This is a genomic window from Methylophaga sp. UBA3192, assembly GCA_002363955.1.
GTDB lineage: Bacteria > Pseudomonadota > Gammaproteobacteria > Nitrosococcales > Methylophagaceae > Methylophaga.
This window is the reverse complement of sequence record DEXE01000003.1, coordinates 391,935-406,845: the sequence shown is the minus strand read 5'-3', so window position 1 is coordinate 406,845 and position 14,911 is coordinate 391,935. Positions and strand designations below refer to the sequence as shown.

Here is a 14,911-nt window from a genome sequence, read left to right as displayed (position 1 = left end):
CTCTGAAAGATCAACAGACCCTAAGGCTTGGTGGGCATTACCCGCTGTGGTTTACCGATTAAATATCCCTGAACAAAGTCCACACCAAACTCTTCCAGCATTTTCAGGGTTTCTCTGTCTTCGACAAATTCAGCAACGGTTTTTTTGCCGAGACTATGCGAAATATCGATCATCGACTTTACTAATAGCTGATCGACAGGGTCATTGTGCAGATTGGTAATAAATCCACCATCAATTTTAAGAATATCCACCGGAAAATGTTTTAGGTAGCTGTAGGAGTTGAATCCGGCACCAAAATCATCCAATGCAAAGCGACATCCGAGATTTCGCAATCGATCGACCATTTGTTTGGTTTGTTCAAAGTTGGAAATTGCCGAGGTTTCAGTTATTTCAAACACCAGCCGGGATGGATCCGCCCCCGTTTCCAGTAACTTGCGCTCAACCAGTGGGTAGAGGTTTTTATCTAGAAAAATATTACCCGATAGATTAACCGCCAGCGCTGTATCGCCGGGAACATTTCTGAGCAATTCAAAAGCATGGTTAACGACCCACAAGTCAATCTGATGAATCAATCCCATGGCTTCTGCAACCGGTATAAAATCATGTGGGTAATACAGTTTATCACCCTGCCCACGCATGCGTATCAAACACTCATAGTGATTGATTTTTTTCTCTTTAAGCGAGTAGATAGGCTGAAATTCAAGAATGAAATTTTCTTGTTTTAATGCCGCACGAATTCTTGGAGCCCACTCGACACTATGTCTTAACGCATACATTTCCCGATCAGCCGGGCTGTATACATGAACCCGATTCCGGCCCCGTTTTTTAGCGGTATAGCATGCCTGATTAGCATGCGATAAGATTTCACCCACTGTAGAAATAGCGGCTTCGGTAATACATTTAACACCAATACTGGCGGATAAATGATATTCATGATCATGAAAAGTAAAACTGTATCCATCAAACATTTCCCGCAGGCCCTCAGCGCGGGCTATGGCAGTATCCGGTTCAATGGTATCAACTAATACAGCAAATTCGTCAGAACCAATCCGCACCAGTGTATCGCGGACTTTAAAAAAGCTCCGCAACGAATTGGCAACCTGAACTAACAAGGTATCACCAGCTTCATGACCTTCGGCATCATTCAGTACTTTAAAACTATCCAAATCGATATAAAACAACGCGCTACTGGTATGGAAGTTTCGTACCTGAGTCAACGTAATATCGAGCGCCTGTTCCAAACGTCGCCGATTTGCCAATCCGGTTAAATCGTCATGATTAACGGAAAATTGCAGTCTGGCTTCCATGACTCGCAACTGAGCATTTTCATCTTCAATCTGCTGCTGACGGAGATGATAATGGTCACGTTCACGTTTGGCAGCCAAAGTTGTCATGACCGCGGGAGGCAATGACTCAGCGGTAAGCGGGCGATATAAAAGTGAGGTGACACCATGTCCTAAATCCGTTAATAGCTGATTATAGTTCCATTGTGATTTTTCTGTCAGTGCGATAACCGGAATCAATCGCCATTCATCAAACTGATCCAGCTTCAACCGGAGTTCCCGGGCATTACATTCACCCAAGCGGCAATCGAGGATGATCAAATCAATATCGCATAGGTCACCAGAAATGGCCTGTCTCAGCATTTGCATGAGTTTTTCCGGGCCATTGGCAGTGGAGATATTGGTAAAGCCACTCAACGACAACATGGTTTGCAGAAAAGCCAGATCAGAAAGCCGTGTCCCACTAATCAGAATCCGCGCAGCCAACAAGTCACTCACTTCCGCAGCAGATATCGGTGCCGTCAGGCTCTGCTCAGATGTCCTTGACATCGGTGACTCAACTGTTAGAAGTTTATTCATCTGGTTTGTATGCGGTTTCTTTATGACCGGTTTCAAGATACACGCAAATGAAAATAGCGGTTTTATATTTTAAAATCAACACTTAATGAGATTTTTGTAATGCTGTTTGTAAAGTATTGAAAAAAAAACAAGCCTCAAACTCAGTAATAATGCTTTAACGCAGATTAATCTGTACTGGAATTTAGCCTTTGTCCTTAGGGAATTTACCCGAAATAATATATGCGTAAGCAATCACTTCTGCGATAACTCGATAAAGCTCTTCAGGTATCGCTTCCCCCAGCTGCATTTCTTTCAGCATATCAGCCAGAACGGCATCTTCACGAAGGGGAATATTGTGCTGTTTAGCAATGCGAATAATTTCAGCAGCAATATCGCCTTCGCCGCTGGCGGTCACTGTGGGTGCATTGTCTCCGTCATAATGCAATGCAATAGCACGTAACGGCTCTGCTTGTTGTTTCATACTGAGATATCCAGTAATGCATCTGACGAGTCAGTCTGCGCAACCGGAGATAACCACTCTACCGGCGCACAATGGCAGCTGAGCCGCTGAACCTGTAAATCCAGTGCTGATAGCTTGTCACGCAATAAACCGATATTGTCTTCCAGCAGCGCAACCGCTTCTGGATCTTCAGCAGTTAATGACACACTGACATTATTTGTCTGCAAAGCAATTGAAGCGCGCAGTTTCCCCAGGTTTTGTGTTTCCAGATTGAGTGTCACTTGCCACTGTTCTGCATCTTGCTCATCCTGCTTTGTTCCACGTTGCAATTGTAACTGCATCCACTGCAACTGTTGTTTGTCACGTAAGGGCACATCCATCAACCAGACTTGGGGCTGTGCGGGATTATCTGCTTCCCTGACCATATTCAATTGATTCATCTGAACTCTGGCAATCGCCGTTTCTACTTCGCGCAGTAAAACCTGTAATCTGGCTAATTCGTTCACACCAGCCTGAAATTGTGCATTTTGAGTACTTTGTTGAACAGATATATTCTGAAGGTTGAGATTCTGAACATTGGGACTGGTGTTGCCAGCCAGTCCTTGACCAGCCAGCAACATGGTTAATAATTGGGCCGGAGTTTGACCACTTGCCATAAGAGCGTTCGTAATATGTGATGGAAGCTGTTGCAAAGCGGAAGGCTGATTGAGCAAATTTATCAGGGCATTACGAATTTCCACCGGAAGATTCTGAGCATTGATTTGACCGTTTGCTGTTTGTCGGATCTGTCCTTCAAGTGCTGCAGCCAGTTTCAATAAATTCGCTTTGAAATCACCACTTATCACCGGATTCGGCTGCATCAATTGTCTTTCGAGAAACACTCCGGACTGTTGAATCGCTTGTTGCAAATTGGCTGATTGCTGAACAGTTTGCGTTTCGCGAATATTTTGCCATAGCTGACTTAGCGCATTTTGAACCGGAGTCATTGTTCTCAGATCCGGTAACGAATTGATCACATTTTGTAATTGCGGAGGTTGGGCGAAAACAAACGGCAATAATCGACGTTGCTGGGAAATCAGATTTTCTGACAAATTCGGATTGGGCGTTTTTAGAGCAACGCTCAGTGGTGCGTTGCCCAGAATCTGTAATAAAAGCTGCTGTCCGGGTTTGAAACTGGAATTCAACCTGCTGATATCCAATTCCAGTGGCACAGGCAATTTTCCGGCTTGCGGCAATGCCAACAGGATAGATTGCTGAGGTAATAACTTAATGACTTCTGCCAGTAACGTTTGCCCTGGCCGGAAGTTCGGCATAACCGATGTGACAGCCGCCACAGAGAGTAATTTAAGTGCTACTTTATCACTGGCACCTGCATCGGTTCGTTGCAGTTCAAGAGTCTGTCCACGCTGCAAATCCACCCCGGCCTGAATGGTAATAACCCTTCCTGCTAACTGGATATCGACATTTTCGCCCGCCTTTCCAGCCGATATCACCACAGCCTGCGCAACTTGTCCCGGTGTCAACGCTGGCGTTTGACTTGCCGATCCCGTTACAGTGACCTGAGCAGCCTGTGAGGTCTGAGGTATTTGCATGAATTCACCTGGAATTAAACACAATGCTAGTATAACAACCAACTTGTTGCCAAAGACCGGCCAATGAAAAAATTCAGTACAAAATGGTATACCCGCCAAAATACAAGGATCAGTGGACCGTTCACCATAGCCCTGCTGAAAAGTAATCTGCAGTTAGGCAGAATTGATGCCCAAACAGAGATCAGTTCGGACCAAAAAAACTGGCAGCCATTAGGCGATATCATCGAACTGGAAGTTGTCGATCCTATCACTCCACCACCGTTACCTCTTGATGAACGTGATGGTTTTGATCGCCGCAATCAGCAACCTATGACCGAAGCTGAACGTGAAATGCGTCGGGAACAACGACGCAGACTGGAACCAGACTTTTTAATTCAGCAGCGCCAGCAACGCAGTGCGTTATTACAAAAGCTCAAACCTCAACGTCCTGCCCGTTTCTGGCCATTGCTGATTATCAGCCTGATTCTCATCGCTATTTTCAGCTTCGCCATATTATTCCCGACACCGTCAAGTCTATCGGAAGCTGATTGTGACAGTGTGCCTGCGCCCAACGCGAACTGGGAAAACTGTCTGAAACCGGCAATGGATATTCCCGCTGCTAACCTGACCAAAGCCAACCTGCGTAACAGTGTGCTGGCCATGTCAAACCTGATGAGCGCCGATCTGATGGAAGTTGATATGAGTTATGCCGATTTACAACTTAGCAATCTGAGTTATGCCAGCCTGCAGGGAGCTAATCTGAAAGGCGCCAACCTGCAACAGGCTGATCTGTCCTACAGTAATTTATCCAACAGTGATTTAAGTTTTGCCAATTTACGGGATGCCAAGCTGGGTGGCAGCGATTTGCAAGATGCCAGGCTGGATAAGGCTATCTGGATTGATGGGCGGATTTGTGCAGCAGGTTCAGTTGGCAGCTGTTTGTAAAATACCTGCCATCAATGGAGTTTTTGCGGTGCGGCCAGCGTGAACGCCGGGATATCGACGGCAAATCGGCTACCATTATCATCCATCATGTTGTAATGGCCCTGCATCATACCAACCGGGGTATCCAGCATCGCCGCACTGGTATAAGTAAAGGTTTCAGTTGGTGCCAGATAAGGGTGCTGCCCCACAACACCATCGCCCTCCACCTCCTGCTCATGACCATCGCCGCCAGTGATTTTCCAGTAACGCGATAATAACCGGGCCGGGGTGTCGCCCTCATTGGTGATAGTAATGGTATAGGCAAAAAGATATCTTGCCCTCGCCGGATCGGATTCATGATCCAGGTAGGTGGTTTCTACATTAACCAGAATGTGATTTTTTTTATCTGTCATGCCGAACATTATAACGCGTTTCGAGCCAACAAACGTGCACCTAACAGCCCCACATCAGGATTATTAATCAGGTAGACCGGAATTTTTTCCAACACGCCGCGCATTCGCCCCTTGGCAAGAAAAAACTGCATAAAATGTTCCTGCTTAAACAACGCTGAGTTTTTTGCGGCAATACCACCAGCAATAAAAAGTCCGGCTCCGGGCAAAGCAGTCAGCGCCAGATTGCCAGCCTGAGCACCATATATCTGCATAAATAATTGCATGGTTTTTACGGCTAATGGATCTGATTGCTTAAGCGCATAGTCACTAATCTGTTCAGCAGACAAGCTTACACATGAATCGGCGGCTCCCTGTTGCTCAGCAATAAACTGATACAACATCACCAGACCGGCACCAGACAATACACGTTCATAAGAAACATGGTCGTATTGCTCGAACAGCTTTTCCAACAGTTTCTGCTGTGTTCGTTCCTGTGGTGCGAAGTCAGTATGACCGCCTTCCGTTGGCCATACTCGCCAACCTGTATGTATTGGTGACAGAATAGCCTGCCCCAAACCGGTGCCCGCACCAATAACTGCCCTCAGGGCCCTGGCTTGAGGTTCCCCCGCTTGCAGAACCGTTAAATCTTCTTCACCAAGCTCATCAATACCATGACCCACAGCGGCAAAATCATTGATCAAAGAAATCTCCGCAATCGGAAACATCACCTGCAATTTATCAATATCGATTATCCAGGCAAGATTTGTCAGTTGAACCCGTCGGCCAGTCAACGGCGCTGCCACTGCAAAACAGGCACTGCTGACAGGAAAATAACTCGCTGGCACTAACGATAAAAACGTTGTCAGCAAATCCTCAAAATCGGTATAGGCTTTATTATCAAACCGTTGCTGTACGATCACCTCACCATCAAAATGGCTTAATTGCAGCAAGGTTTTGGTGCCACCGATATCGGCAGCTAACAACGTTTTCATATTATTTCGCTGCGGCAGCGTTATCCATAAACCAGTAGTAATCCCCTGTTGGAGCAAGTCGTTGCACCGGTAATCCAGTTACCGCCCCGGTAGTGATATCTCTGACAATATCTGCTTTGGCTTCACCGGCAATAAAGACAATGACCTGTCTGGCAGCATTGATTACCGGATAGGTCAATGTCACGCGCCAGGATTGAAATTTTTCAACAAATAAACTGGCAGTCAACGTATCGGTTACTTCAAGTGCCGGAGTATCAGGAAATAATGAGGCGATATGGCCATCTGGTCCCAAACCCAACAAGACTAAATCAAATGGTCTATCTTCCATAATCAACTTGATGGTATCAGCATAACGAGTGGCCACTTCAGTGGCATCGCCACTCTCAGTGGGCATGCGATGCACATTTTCAGCAGGAATAGGTAAATGATCCAGCATAGCCAATCTGGCCATTTTAAAATTGCTGTCATCATGCGTCGCCGGCACGCAACGCTCATCACCAAAAAAGATCTGCACCCGCGCCCAATCAATCTGTTCGATATAAGGCGATGTGGCCAGCTTCTGATAGAGACCTTTAGGTGTAGAGCCCCCGGCCAGCGCAACATAAAACACACCCCGTTTAGCAATAGCTGAACGTGCAGTCACAACGAAATGTTCGGCAGCTGCTTCGATCAGGCGCTCTGAATCAGGCAGAATTTTTTGTTCAGCTTTCATGTCTATCCTCAACATTAACAATAATTTTGTGCGGTATCTCGCTGACAGTGTCAGCCAAATCCTGTTAATTTAGCAATCATGCTGTACTGACAGCAAGCCAAACTCGACTTCAAATTATCTTTCACAGGAACATTCTCTATGAAAAACACTTTTTTTGCCCTTACGATGTTGTTGTCATCCGCTGTGGCGGTTGCCGAAAATGATTTGAATTTTAATCTGGTCAACCTGAATGCAACAGCGGCTACAGAAGTGGCTAACGACCAGGTAACCAGCGCCATTCAGGTCATGCTTAATGGAACAGATCCAACTAAATTAGGCCAACAGGTCAATCAGCGCAGTAATCAGCTGTTGGAAAAAATCAAGGCTTATGACTCGGTAAAATCTCAAACCACCGGCTATCAAACCCGCCCGATGTACAAAGACAGCCAAATCGTTTCCTGGCAAGTTAGCCAGCAAATTCGTCTGCATAGCCATGATTTCACACAAATGAGTGAGTTGTTAGGTGACGTGCAGGATTTGGGCACCGTGCAATCGATAGTATTTTCGCTGTCTGATGAATTAATCGAATCCACCCAGAACGAATTAATGCAGCAAGCTATCAGCAAATTTCGCGAGAAGGCGGCATTGATTCAGCAGCAATTTGATGAGCCGGGTTATCGTCTGGTCAATTTATCAGTGAACACCAGCGGTTATGCCCCGGTTCATCGCATGGAAAGCAGTATGATGATGTCTGCCGATATGAGTAGCAAAAGTGCACCGGCAGCTCTGGAAGCGGGCAGTAATAAAGTGTCTGTTGATGTGCATGGGCAGATTCAGTTAATCAGCGATACCACTACCTTGACCGATTGATCACTTGAGAAACAAATCATAGGCCGGGTTATCGGTTTCCAGCCAATAGACATAGCCGAGGTTGTCCAGAAACGCCTGAAATTCTTCATTGAATTCAGGCGTCACCTGGATACCAACCAGTACCCTGCCATAGGCAGCACCATGATTTCGATAATGAAACAGGCTTATATTCCAGCGTTGGCCTATATGTGTCAGAAAGCGTAACAACGCACCCGGCCGCTCTGGAAATTCAAAGCGAATCAAACGCTCATTTTCGGCTTGAGGTGCATGTCCGCCCACCATATACCGAACGTGCAATTTGGCCATTTCATTATCGGTGAAGTCAATCCATTGATAACCTGCCTGCGTCAGGTTCTCAAACAAAATCTGCCGCTCTTCTTCACGCCCCGACATACGTACACCGACAAATACATGTGCCTGCTGATTATCAGCGTAGCGATAATTGAATTCGGTGATGCCTCGATCTGCCAATGCTTTGCAGAAGCGCTGAAAGCTGCCCGGCTGTTCATCAATGGTAGCGGCAAACAACACTTCCCGGCGTTCACCGATTTCGGCACGTTCAGCCACATGCCGTAACCGGTCGAAGTTCATATTAGCGCCGCTGTTAATCACCACCATGGTTTTATTATGTAAACCATTTTGCTGAATGTATTTTTTCGCACCAGCAATCGATAAGGCACCTGATGGCTCCGCAATCGAACGGGTATCGTCAAAGACATCCATGATCGCCGCACAGATTTCATCTGTTTCCACGGTGACCACATGATCGACCGTCTTTTGTGCAATGCGGAACGGCTCTTCGCCAACCTGCCTGACCGCTGTACCATCGGCAAACAAACCAACCTGATCCAATTTGACACGCTCCCCCGCATCCAGAGCAGCTTTAAGGCTGGCAGCATCTGCCGGCTCAACCGCAATGATTTTAATTTCAGGCCAGATAGCTTTGATATAAGCCGCCATTCCAGCCAGTAATCCGCCACCACCTACGGGAATAAATACCGCGTATACCGGATCCGGATGCTGGCGCATGATTTCCATTGCAATTGTGCCCTGTCCGGCGATCACCAATGGATCATCATAGGGATGAATAAACACCCTGCCCTGATCAGTTGAAACCTGCTTAGCATAATCAAAGGCTTCATCGTAACTGTTGCCATGCAAGGTAATTTCAGCACCTAACATACGTACCGCTTCGACCTTGATGGGAGGCGTGGTGACGGGCATCACAATCACCGCAGAAATGCCCATTTTATTGGCGGCCAATGCCACGCCCTGCGCATGGTTTCCAGCTGAAGCGGCGACGACACCCTGTATACGCTCGGCTTCAGTTAAATGACTCATCCGGTTATAAGCGCCACGTAACTTAAAGGAAAATACCGACTGCAAGTCTTCGCGCTTAATCAGAATCTGATTATCCAGTCGCTTGGATAATCTTGGCATCAAATCCAAAGGTGTTTCGATAGCGACATCATAAACGCGCGCTTTGAGGATTTTTTCTACATAGCCTGTGAGCATGGGGTTCCAGATTCAGTCTGTTAGGTTAACGAAAGATGACTACGTTACCATTGACCGCTATTTATCTCTATAATTAGCCGGATAAAATCAAGCCATTCAAATTAACAAGGAATCGCAATGACTGCTGATGAAATGAAGAAACAAGCTGCCTGGTCGGCTTTGGAATATATTACTACCGACGGTGTTGTAGGTGTAGGCACTGGCTCTACCGTTAATCACTTTATCGATGCCTTAGCGACTATCAAACATCGCATCGAAGGTGCCGTGTCCAGCTCCAATGCTTCCACACAGCGTTTAAAAGATTATGGCATTGAAGTGTTTGATTTAAATGATGTGAAAGAAGTCGCGGTATATGTCGATGGTGCCGATGAGTCCAACCATAATCTGCAACTGATTAAAGGTGGTGGCGGTGCATTGACCCGCGAAAAAATTATTGCTGCGGTTGCTGATAAATTTGTCTGTATTGCTGACGCAACCAAATTGGTCGATGTATTGGGTAAATTCCCGTTACCGGTTGAAGTCATTCCGATGGCTCGTAGTTATGTTGCGCGTGAGATTGTCAAACTGGGCGGCCAACCGGTTTATCGTGAAGGTGTGATCACCGATAATCATAATGTCATCCTGGATGTACATGGTCTGGATATCATGGAACCTATCAAACTGGAAAAAACGCTGAACGATATCGTAGGCGTAGTGACTAACGGCTTGTTTGCCATGCGTCCTGCGGATGTGTTGTTGCTTGGCACCGAAAACGGCACTCAAACCGTCCATCCTAAATAATTTGCACCTGCCCGCTGTTAAGGCGGGCATTTTGCCAGAGCGAAAATATGTTCAGACCTCTAAGTGTCTATATCGGCACCCGTTATACCCGGGCCAAACGGCGTAATCATTTTATTTCGTTCATTTCCATGACCTCCATGCTGGGTGTTGCACTCGGTGTGGCGGCGTTGATTACTGTTTTGTCCGTAATGAATGGCTTTGAAAAGGAATTACGTGAACGGATTCTGGGAATGACTTCGCATGCCTTTGTTACCGGTTCCGGCGGCACGTTGTCTGACTGGCAAAAAGCAGAAGCTTTAATTGAAGGCTTTCCCCGCGTCATGAGTTCTGCCCCATTCGTGGAAGGCCAGGCGATGCTGAATCAAGGAAGCCGGGTTCGTGGGACCCAAATTCGCGGTGTGGATCCAGCTCTGGAGCCAAAAGTCTCTTCGATTGGCGACAAAATCATTCAGGGTCGTTTTGATTCTCTGCAACCAGGAAGTTACGGCATTATTCTGGGTAAGGATCTGGCTATCGCAATGGGTGTGGGCACCGGCGATAAAATTACTGTCATAACCCCGCACGTCACCCCAACTCCTGCGGGGGTGATTCCTCGCCTGAAACGTTTGACTGTCGCCGGTGTGTTTGAAATCGGAATGTATGAATATGACAGTGCTCTGGCCATCATGAATATCGAGGATGCCGCTAATTTATTCCGTATTCCCGGTAAAGTGACAGGACTGCGCTTACAACTGGATGATGTTTACCAGGCACCACGAATTACCCGAGATTTATTACAAACCTTACCAGCAGAATACCGGGCAGCCGACTGGACCTATCAACACGCCAACTTTTTCCGTGCATTAAAAACAGAAAAAACCGTGATGTTTGTCATCCTGATGCTGATTGTCGCTGTTGCAGCATTTAACATTGTTTCAACATTGGTAATGATGGTCACGGATAAATATTCAGATATCGCCATTCTGCGAACGTTGGGCATGTCGCCACGCGGCATTATGGGGATCTTCATGGTGCAAGGCATTGTGATTGGACTGATAGGCACCCTGCTGGGGGTAATTGGCGGAGTCATTCTGGCGCTGAATGTATCGAATATTATTGCCTGGATTGAGATGCTGCTGGGTTATCAATTCCTGCCAGCGGAGGTCTACTACATTAGTGACCTGCCCTCAGAGCTAAACTGGAATGATGTGACCGTTATCGGTATTACCGCGTTTGTATTATCGATCCTGTCGACCATTTACCCTTCCTGGCGTGCCGCTCAGGTGAAACCGGCTGAGGCATTACGCTATGACTAATCATGTGATTCGCTGCCAGAATCTGGTGAAACGATATAAAGACGGCAATCTGGAAACGCCTGTATTACAGGATGTTAATCTTCAGGTGGTTGCAGGTGACCGTATAGCGATTGTCGGCAGTTCCGGTTCAGGCAAAAGTACCTTGCTGCATCTCTTAGGTGGACTGGACAGCCCAACCAGCGGACAGATTGAAGTATTGGATCAGGATATCAGTAAGCTGTCCGTCAATGCTTTGAGTAAACTGCGTAACCAATCTTTGGGATTTGTTTACCAGTTTCACCATTTGCTACCAGAGTTTACTGCAGAAGAGAATGTCGCCATGCCTCTGGTCATCGGCGGTATGCACCCTAAATCAGCGAAACAACAAGCATCTGAATTATTACAACAAGTGGGCCTTGGCCATCGCGTACATCACAAACCCAGCGAATTATCGGGTGGTGAACGTCAACGTGCAGCTTTAGCCCGTGCCTTGATTACCAAACCCGCCTGCCTATTGGCCGATGAGCCCACCGGCAACCTGGATCATCATACCGCTGAAGGGATTTTTGATTTGATTATGCAACTGAATGCCGAATTGGGTACTGCGCTGGTAATAGTGACCCATGACCGTCAATTAGCTGCCAGAATGGATCAGCAATTAACCTTAATCGACGGTAAGTTACAAAACTGACTTTATGGCTGGTTATTGTCGTTATCCTGTCGTGCTTTTTGACGGCGATAACGTTTTAACCAGCTATTAATCACCACCAGACGCCAGATCAATCGCACGATAATGACACCGGCCACGGCCGCAAACGCACCACAAACCACCGAACCAAGTAAGAACGGTTGCCAGACAAAGCCTATCTCCTGCCACAACCATTCCAGACTAAAAGCGAATTCATGGGTACGCAGTGGTACATCAAGCAATGTAGCGCCGACTTTGTAAGTAAAAAAGTAGATTGGCGCCATGGTCAACGGATTGGTTATCCAGACACACATTACTGCAATAGGCAGATTTACCCGTAACCAGATAGCCAGCAGACCAGCTACCAGCATTTGACCCGGCATCGGTATAAAGGCAAAGAAAACCCCTATCGCAACTGCCGCAGATACCGATCGGCGATTAAGGTGCCATAATTCCGGAGCCATTATCCTTTCGCCAAAACGACGCATGTGCTTATGCTCGCGCATCGTCACATGATCTGGCATTATTCGTTTTAGGAACTTACGAGGCATTATGTCTCAGCATTACGGACAAACGGCGGTCATTATAGGGATATATGATCAAACCTGCCATTGCATTTTTGTCAGGCTGTTTATTAGTGGCATGGTTGCCGCAGCTACCCTCATTGTATTGGCTGCTCACACTATTCCCCTTGATTGTTATTGCCTGGCGTTGGTCACAATGGACCATTTTGTGGTTTATTGTTGCTCTACTATGGACCGGTATCCAGACGCATATCAGATTAGATAATCAACTTGATGCCACACTTGAACGACAAGATATTCTGGTCAGTGGTTTCATTACTTCACTTCCCCATCATAACGTTCAACACGTTCGTTTTGAATTCAAACCAGAAAACAGCAGCGTAAAATTACCCGCCAAACTTCGTCTAAGCTGGTATTTTCCACCAGATATCACTCCCCAGGCCAACGAAAAATGGCAATTGCTAGTTCGTTTAAAAATGCCTCAAGGCATGGCGAATCCCGGCGGTTTTGATTATGAATCCTGGTTATTCCAGCAACAGATCGGCGCGACAGGTTATATACGACAATCAGAGCTGAATAAAAAGTTACAATCCGCCCCGATGTATTCGGTTAACTACTGGCGTGCAACATTAATCGAAAAGATGACTTCTCTAATGGAACATAGCTCGCATCTGGCCCTGATTCAGGGGCTGGGCGTTGGAAGTCGAGATCTCATGCAACCAGAACAATGGGAAACCTTAAGAAAGACTGGTACCAGTCATCTGTTAGCGATATCCGGTCTACATATTGGTCTGGCGGCTGCTTTGGGATTTTTTGCTGTCAAAACCGTTTGGCGGATGCGCAGTCGACACTTATTAATATTAAGTGATCGGCAAGCGGGCGCTATGGGTGGCTTTTTACTCGCTGTGTTTTATGCACTGCTGGCCGGTTTATCCATCCCAACGCAACGCGCTTTAGTGATGGTCAGTGTGGTCATGCTCAGTATTTTTATCAAGCGCCGTGTTGAACCGTTACAGGTGTTAAGCCTGAGTTTAATACTTGTTCTATTTATCGATCCGTTTGCTGTGTTGGCCGTGGGTTTCTGGTTATCATTTGCTGCCGTCATCTGCATTTTGTACGTAGCACAATATCGACAACCTGCCCGAAAATGGCTTTGGTTGCATATTCACTTTTGGATAGCCGCTGGCTTGACGCCTCTGTTGCTGCTGTTTTTTCAGGAAACCTCTCTGATAGCACCGTTGGCCAATTTACTGGCTGTGCCTTTGGTGAGTTTTCTGATTGTGCCGCTATTGTTATTAACACTGCTGCTCTTAAGCTTTGATGTACAGATAGCAGCATGGCTGCTGCATCTTACCGAAAGGCTATTGTCGTTATTGTGGTGGTATCTGGATTGGCTGGCGCAATTACCTATATCCGTTTGGCAAACTCCGGTATTTTCCATCGGATTGCTTAGTCTGTCAGTCATTGGCATCTTGATATTGCTCGCACCGCGCGGTTGGCCGTTACGCTGGCTAGGCCTCATATTGATCCTGCCGCTATTCTGGTACAGCCCAAAACGACCTGATGCGGCTGAAATCTGGTTTACATTATTAGATGTAGGCCAAGGCTTATCAGCCGTTGTACAAACCCAAAATCATACTCTGGTGTTTGATACGGGTCCGACATTTGGTGATTTTGATACCGGCTCGGCAGTCGTTGTACCGTACCTTCGTCATCTTGGCGTAAAAAACTTGGATACCTTGGTGATTAGTCATGCGGATAATGATCATATCGGTGGAGCTCATGCGGTTTTGTCTAATTATCCTGCCAGACAAATCCTGAGTAGTGATCCCGATAAACTAACTGACAGTGCGCTTTGTCAGCAGGGTCAATCATGGCAATGGGATGAGGTTCTATTTGAGGTGTTACATCCGTCTAATAATGATAGCGGCAGTCGGAACGACTTATCCTGTGTCCTCAAAATCAGCAGTCAATATGGCAGCATCTTATTAACCGGTGACATTGAACGACGGTCAGAATCCGGCCTGGTCAGACAATATGCCCGCCAACTCAATGCCGATATTTTAATCGCACCTCACCATGGCAGTCGCAGTTCATCTTCTTTGGCATTTATCCAGCAGGTTTCCCCCCGATTTGTGTTATTTGCCAGCGGCTATCAAAATCGTTATAACTTTCCTGCTGCCGATGTAGTTGCCCGCTATCATGAGATGGGTAGCAAAACCTATCAAACGGGCAGGCTGGGCGCATTGTTTATCAAACTCGATCGAAAAATGAATTTAATGCCCACAGGCTGGCGTGAACAACATCGAAGATTATGGATGCGTAACGCTACTGAATAAATGCGTTTTCACGTATCATGGCAACATTTATTTCACTGGGACGGATGGAG

14 protein-coding genes are annotated in these 14,911 nt (G+C 46.6%); 6 read left to right on the top strand and 8 right to left on the bottom strand.

Translation table 11 applies throughout. The annotated features are described in order from the left end of the window. Window positions 1–20 precede the first annotated feature (20 nt). The 3 genes from B2337_RS03555 to B2337_RS03545 form a co-directional block, all read right to left on the bottom strand. Window positions 21–1,832 (bottom strand): putative bifunctional diguanylate cyclase/phosphodiesterase, encoded by a 1,812-nt coding sequence (locus tag B2337_RS03555; RefSeq protein ID WP_292414009.1) that lies wholly within the window; start codon window positions 1,830–1,832, stop codon window positions 21–23. 211 nt (window positions 1,833–2,043) lie between these two features. Further along, complete coding sequence (locus B2337_RS03550) at window positions 2,044–2,322, bottom strand: EscU/YscU/HrcU family type III secretion system export apparatus switch protein (RefSeq protein WP_292414008.1); 279 nt, start codon at window positions 2,320–2,322, stop codon at window positions 2,044–2,046. Then, window positions 2,319–3,893: a flagellar hook-length control protein FliK gene (locus B2337_RS03545; RefSeq protein ID WP_292362306.1), complete on the bottom strand. Its 1,575-nt coding sequence runs from the start codon at window positions 3,891–3,893 to the stop codon at window positions 2,319–2,321. Before B2337_RS03545 ends, B2337_RS03550 begins: the two co-directional genes overlap by 4 nt. Before the next feature lie 63 nt (window positions 3,894–3,956). Here B2337_RS03545 and B2337_RS03540 point away from each other — a divergent pair, with 63 nt between their 5' ends. Beyond that, window positions 3,957–4,817, top strand: coding sequence for a pentapeptide repeat-containing protein (locus B2337_RS03540; protein ID WP_292362305.1), 861 nt, complete (start codon window positions 3,957–3,959; stop codon window positions 4,815–4,817). 11 nt (window positions 4,818–4,828) lie between these two features. Here the strand turns inward: B2337_RS03540 and apaG are convergent, their stop codons facing one another. Genes apaG through pgl form a run of 3 tightly spaced genes read right to left on the bottom strand, consistent with a single transcriptional unit; the run spans window position 4,829 to window position 6,892 of the window. Beyond that, on the bottom strand, window positions 4,829–5,209 hold the full coding sequence (gene apaG / locus B2337_RS03535) for a Co2+/Mg2+ efflux protein ApaG (RefSeq protein ID WP_292362304.1): 381 nt from the start codon (window positions 5,207–5,209) through the stop codon (window positions 4,829–4,831). 8 nt (window positions 5,210–5,217) lie between these two features. Next, on the bottom strand, window positions 5,218–6,180 hold the full coding sequence (gene glk / locus B2337_RS03530) for a glucokinase (RefSeq protein WP_292362303.1): 963 nt from the start codon (window positions 6,178–6,180) through the stop codon (window positions 5,218–5,220). A 1-nt stretch (window position 6,181) separates the two neighbouring features. Further along, the gene (gene pgl / locus B2337_RS03525) at window positions 6,182–6,892 is read right to left on the bottom strand and encodes a 6-phosphogluconolactonase (protein ID WP_292362302.1); all 711 of its coding nucleotides are present in this window, start codon (window positions 6,890–6,892) and stop codon (window positions 6,182–6,184) included. 138 nt (window positions 6,893–7,030) lie between these two features. On the opposite strand from pgl, the gene B2337_RS03520 reads away from it, so the two are divergent. Continuing rightward, a complete protein-coding gene (locus B2337_RS03520) occupies window positions 7,031–7,741 on the top strand; it encodes an SIMPL domain-containing protein (RefSeq protein ID WP_292414006.1) in 711 nt (236 codons plus the stop codon). Here B2337_RS03520 and ilvA read toward each other — a convergent pair whose 3' ends face one another. Next, complete coding sequence (ilvA, locus tag B2337_RS03515; RefSeq protein WP_292362300.1) at window positions 7,742–9,256, bottom strand: threonine ammonia-lyase, biosynthetic; 1,515 nt, start codon at window positions 9,254–9,256, stop codon at window positions 7,742–7,744. Between the two features lie 117 nt (window positions 9,257–9,373). On the opposite strand from ilvA, the gene rpiA reads away from it, so the two are divergent. The 3 genes from rpiA to lolD are packed head-to-tail and all read left to right on the top strand — an operon-like array spanning window position 9,374 to window position 12,001. Further along, window positions 9,374–10,036, top strand: coding sequence for a ribose-5-phosphate isomerase RpiA (gene rpiA / locus B2337_RS03510; protein WP_292362299.1), 663 nt, complete (start codon window positions 9,374–9,376; stop codon window positions 10,034–10,036). Between the two features lie 47 nt (window positions 10,037–10,083). Further along, window positions 10,084–11,331, top strand: coding sequence for a lipoprotein-releasing ABC transporter permease subunit (locus B2337_RS03505; protein WP_292362297.1), 1,248 nt, complete (start codon window positions 10,084–10,086; stop codon window positions 11,329–11,331). After that, window positions 11,324–12,001 carry a lipoprotein-releasing ABC transporter ATP-binding protein LolD gene (gene lolD, locus B2337_RS03500; RefSeq protein WP_292362296.1) on the top strand — a complete coding sequence of 226 codons (678 nt, stop codon included), beginning with the start codon at window positions 11,324–11,326 and terminating at the stop codon, window positions 11,999–12,001. Before B2337_RS03505 ends, lolD begins: the two co-directional genes overlap by 8 nt. A gap of 2 nt (window positions 12,002–12,003) precedes the next feature. Here lolD and B2337_RS03495 read toward each other — a convergent pair whose 3' ends face one another. Further along, a complete protein-coding gene (locus tag B2337_RS03495) occupies window positions 12,004–12,486 on the bottom strand; it encodes a DUF2062 domain-containing protein (RefSeq protein ID WP_292362295.1) in 483 nt (160 codons plus the stop codon). Window positions 12,487–12,593: 107 nt separating this feature from the next. Between B2337_RS03495 and B2337_RS03490 the strand changes: the two genes are divergently transcribed. Further along, window positions 12,594–14,861, top strand: coding sequence for a DNA internalization-related competence protein ComEC/Rec2 (locus B2337_RS03490; protein WP_292414005.1), 2,268 nt, complete (start codon window positions 12,594–12,596; stop codon window positions 14,859–14,861). The last annotated feature ends 50 nt before the right edge of the window (window positions 14,862–14,911 follow it).